The organism is uncultured Roseovarius sp. (assembly GCF_913054395.1).
In the GTDB taxonomy this organism is placed as follows: domain Bacteria; phylum Pseudomonadota; class Alphaproteobacteria; order Rhodobacterales; family Rhodobacteraceae; genus Roseovarius.
Genome location: NZ_CAJXIP010000243.1, coordinates 1 through 3,163 on the forward strand (window position 1 = coordinate 1; position 3,163 = coordinate 3,163).

4 protein-coding genes are annotated in these 3,163 nt (G+C 61.9%); 3 read left to right on the forward strand and 1 reads right to left on the reverse strand.

Features of this window, described 5'->3' with window-relative positions:
- From QZ522_RS18705 to QZ522_RS18715, 3 genes are all read left to right on the forward strand, one after another.
- Positions 1 to 765, forward strand: a 765-nt coding sequence (locus tag QZ522_RS18705) for a molybdopterin oxidoreductase family protein (RefSeq protein ID WP_294615162.1), incomplete at its 5' end; no start/stop codon positions are given.
- Between the two features lie 109 nt (positions 766 to 874).
- Positions 875 to 1,657 (forward strand): 4Fe-4S dicluster domain-containing protein, encoded by a 783-nt coding sequence (locus QZ522_RS18710; protein WP_294615165.1) that lies wholly within the window; start codon positions 875 to 877, stop codon positions 1,655 to 1,657.
- Between the two features lies 1 nt (position 1,658).
- On the forward strand, positions 1,659 to 2,531 hold the full coding sequence (locus QZ522_RS18715) for a DmsC/YnfH family molybdoenzyme membrane anchor subunit (protein WP_294615168.1): 873 nt from the start codon (positions 1,659 to 1,661) through the stop codon (positions 2,529 to 2,531).
- Between the two features lie 46 nt (positions 2,532 to 2,577).
- Here the strand turns inward: QZ522_RS18715 and QZ522_RS18720 are convergent, their stop codons facing one another.
- Entirely contained in the window at positions 2,578 to 3,159 is a 582-nt protein-coding gene (locus QZ522_RS18720) for a DUF1523 family protein (protein WP_294615171.1), read from the reverse strand.
- Positions 3,160 to 3,163: the final 4 nt, after the last annotated feature.

Sequence of the window (3,163 nt, forward strand, 5' to 3'; positions counted from 1 at the left end):
GCCAGCTATTACAAACCCTGGAACACCGCCTATCAGGATTGGGCCGTGGGCATGGGCATCTATGATACGCCCCAGCCCTATATTTTCGATCTCTACGTCGAACCCCTGCGCAAATTTCAACTCGCCGCCGAAGGTCATGGCGATCGCCAGCCCCCCGATCACCTGCGCGATCGGATCAAGGCGACAATGGACCCGCTGCCGATCTGGTATCCACCATTCGAGGACAACCATGTCGACACCTCCGAATTCCCGATCCACGCCCTGACACAGCGCCCGATGGCGATGTATCACTCCTGGGGAAGCCAGAACGCCTGGCTGCGCCAGATTCACGGCCATAACCCGCTCTACCTGCCCACCAAACTGTGGGAAAAGAACGGCTTTTCCGATGGCGATTGGGCACGCGTCACCTCGGCGCACGGCACGATCACCGTGCCGGTGGCACATATGGCGGCGCTCAACGAAAACACCATCTGGACATGGAACGCGATCGGCAAACGCAAAGGCGCCTGGGCCCTCTCCGAGGATGCGCCCGAAGCGACCAGGGGCTTCCTGCTCAATCACCTCATTCACGAACTGCTTCCGCCCAGGGGCGATGGTTTGCGCTGGTCGAACTCTGATCCCGTCACCGGTCAGGCCGCCTGGTTCGACCTGCGCGTCAAAATCGAAAAGGCCGATGCCCCCGCCGAAAGCCAACCCGCCCTGGCACCGCTCAAATCCCCGGTCCCCCAGGGTCCGGACGCGCTGCAATGGAAGGTCGGCAAATGACCCCATCCCTGTTTCTTCTTGCCCCAAATATCCCGGGGGAGTCGCGCCTCGCGCGACGGGGGCAGCGCCCCCAACCCCCGCTCACACCGCGCAATCCCGAGGTGGCGACATGACAACCCTTCCCCAAAAAACCACCCGCAAGCTGGGTCTTGTGATTGATCTGGATACCTGCGTCGGCTGTCATGCCTGCGTGGTTTCCTGCAAAGGCTGGAACACCGAGAATTACGGCGCGGCCCTGAGCGATCAAAACCCCTATGGCGCCGATCCCTCGGGCACCTTTCTCAACCGGGTGCACAGCTACGAGGTTCAGCCGCTTGCAAGCTCGGCCATGCCGCACCCGGCGGCGCAACTGGTGCATTTCCCCAAATCCTGCCTGCATTGCGACGATGCGCCCTGCGTCACCGTCTGTCCCACCGGGGCAAGCTACAAGCGGGTCGAGGATGGCATCGTTCTGGTGAATGAAAGCGACTGCATCGGCTGCGGGCTGTGCGCCTGGTCCTGCCCCTACGGTGCGCGCGAACTTGACGCCGCCGAAGGCGTGATGAAGAAATGCACGCTCTGCGTGGATCGCATCTATAACGAAAACCTCCCCGAGGTGGATCGCGAACCCGCCTGTGTGCGCACCTGTCCGGCCGGGGCCCGCCATTTCGGCGATTTTGCCGATCCCGACAGCAAGGTCAGTAAACTTGCCGCCGAACGTGGCGGAATGGACCTGATGCCCGAACAGGGCACCAAGCCGGTGAACAAATATCTGCCGCCCCGCCCCAAGGATCAGCTGGATCAACCAAAACCGGCCGGCGAGATCGACATTCTCGCCCCCTTCCTCGCCCCCGTCATGGACGAACCCAAGGGTTTCCTTGGCTGGCTCGACAAAGCTCTCGAGAGGATCTGAAATGCATCCCGCCCCTTCCGTCATCGTCTTCACAACCCTCTCCGGGCTTGGCTTTGGCCTTCTGGTCTGGCTCGGGCTTGGCCTGCCTGCCGTCACCGGCTGGCTGGCCTTCGTATTTTTCCTGATTGCCTATGCCCTGGCCGTCGGCGGGCTGCTGGCCTCGACCTTTCACCTCGGCCACCCCGAACGCGCCATGAAGGCGTTTAGCCAATGGCGTTCAAGCTGGCTTAGCCGCGAAGGCGTCTGTGCGGTGGCGGCCCTGCTGGTGATGGCGGTCTATGCCGCCGCCCTGGTGTTTCTCGACATCCGGATCGCGGCTCTCGGCTGGCTCGGGGCGCTCTTGTCGCTTGGCACCGTGTTCACCACCTCGATGATCTATGCCCAGCTTTCGACCATTCCGCGCTGGAAGACTCCCCTCACGCCCGCTTTGCTGGTTGCCATCTCTCTGGCTGGCGGCGCGCTTCTGGCCGGTCAGGTCAGCGCGGCACTGATCCTCTTGCCGGTGGCAGGTGTGCTACAGGTGCTCTGGTGGGTACGCGGCGATGGTGCCTTTGCCGCCGGCGGCAGCAATATGGCAAGCGCGACGGGTCTGGGCAACATCGGCGCGGTGCGTGCCTTCGAGGCGCCGCATACCGGCACCAATTACCTCATGCGCGAAATGGTGCATCAGGTCGGCCGCAAGCACGCCCAAAAGCTGCGCGTTATCGCGCTTGGGCTTGGCTTTGTGCTGCCTGTGCTGATGCTGCTTGTGCCGTTCACACATGCCATGGCTCTGTTTGCGGTGATCAGCCATGTCGCGGGTATCGCCGCCTCGCGCTGGCTGTTCTTCGCCGAGGCCGAACATGTGGTCGGCCTCTATTACGGCAAGCGCTAGGTCTCTGAAACGCGAGACCCCCTGTCAGGGCGGATGAATAGGCGTCTCACGCCCAGCCATCGGTCCATTCATCGACCTTGGGTTCGATCCGCTGCTTGCGGAACCGCATCCAACGCACGCGGATCGCCCAGTAAAGCGCCGCCAGAAGGGTCAGGAGCACGATCTTGACCCAGGGGATAATCCGCACATCGGGGCTCTCGACCGCCCAAATGCTGACCGCGTTGGGATAGATCGACAGGAACTCGTTACGCCAGCCATAGTGGCGCACTACCACCCATTGCGGATTGGCATCGTTCTTCTTGGAAATCAGATCCGAGGCCTCGGCCTGCAAATTGCTGGTGTCGAACTTGAAATACGGCGGCCAGCCCCAACCCGTGTCTTCGTTGCGATAGATCATCGGCTTGTCATCCGTGCGAAAGGCCTGAACGAAGAACACGTCGCGCACGTTCACATCGGTGGCCTCGCCGGTGTCGGCATTCGACCAGAACATCGCATTGCTGCCCGGGCTGACCCGCTTTTCATAGGTATCGGTGATCCGGGCCACATCGTGTTGCGGCAAGGTATAGTGCAGAAACGCAATCACCAGCAGCCAGAACAGCCCGCGGATCGCCCATTTCACATAGCCCATTACG

Excerpts from the sequence above, each read along its gene's own strand:
- QZ522_RS18715 (WP_294615168.1), top strand. The coding sequence starts at position 1,659 with ATGCATCCCGCCCCTTCCGTCATCGTCTTCACAACCCTCTCCGGGCTT.
- QZ522_RS18710 (WP_294615165.1), top strand. The coding sequence starts at position 875 with ATGACAACCCTTCCCCAAAAAACCACCCGCAAGCTGGGTCTTGTGATT.
- QZ522_RS18720 (WP_294615171.1), bottom strand. The coding sequence starts at position 3,159 with ATGGGCTATGTGAAATGGGCGATCCGCGGGCTGTTCTGGCTGCTGGTG.